Origin of the sequence: Acinetobacter sp. OYA S30 (assembly GCF_033599315.1) — a bacterium.
GTDB lineage: Bacteria > Pseudomonadota > Gammaproteobacteria > Pseudomonadales > Moraxellaceae > Acinetobacter > Acinetobacter baumannii.
Genome location: NZ_JAWVAV010000151.1, coordinates 1 through 422, shown reverse-complemented (window position 1 = coordinate 422; position 422 = coordinate 1). Strand labels below are relative to the sequence as shown.

Here is a 422-nt window from a genome sequence, read left to right as displayed (position 1 = left end):
GAGCTTTTAATAATTCCGACTTTTAAAGCCATAGCAACCTCTAATTTTTAGAAATAAAAAAGCCCATGGGATTCCATAGGCTTTGTTACTGATTAAGCTAATTACACAAGAGCACGTACAATCGTTGGAGCTGTACGAACTTGAGCAAAGTTGATGTCTACAGTAATGATGTCATCACCACCACCATCCGGGTGATTGGCTTCCATCACTTCTAATTGAGGGAAGTTGAAAGAATATTTACTTCCTTTGCTGTCTCTGATGTCGAAGGTCAGTGTAAACACATCACGGGTTTTGATTGCATCAATCCAACCAGCAGCTGTGGCCGAGAACATGAATGAAGCATTCGCTTCGATATCCATCATCTTCTCTAAATAAAACTCTGGAGTGTATTTACCAGATCCGATACAACGGATTGCTTCAAG

1 pseudogene is annotated in these 422 nt (G+C 40.3%); it reads right to left on the bottom strand.

Annotated features, from left to right (window positions below):
- Positions 1 to 101: 101 nt before the first annotated feature.
- Positions 102 to 422, bottom strand: a pseudogene (locus R5R67_RS19575) (hypothetical protein); the annotation flags it as partial.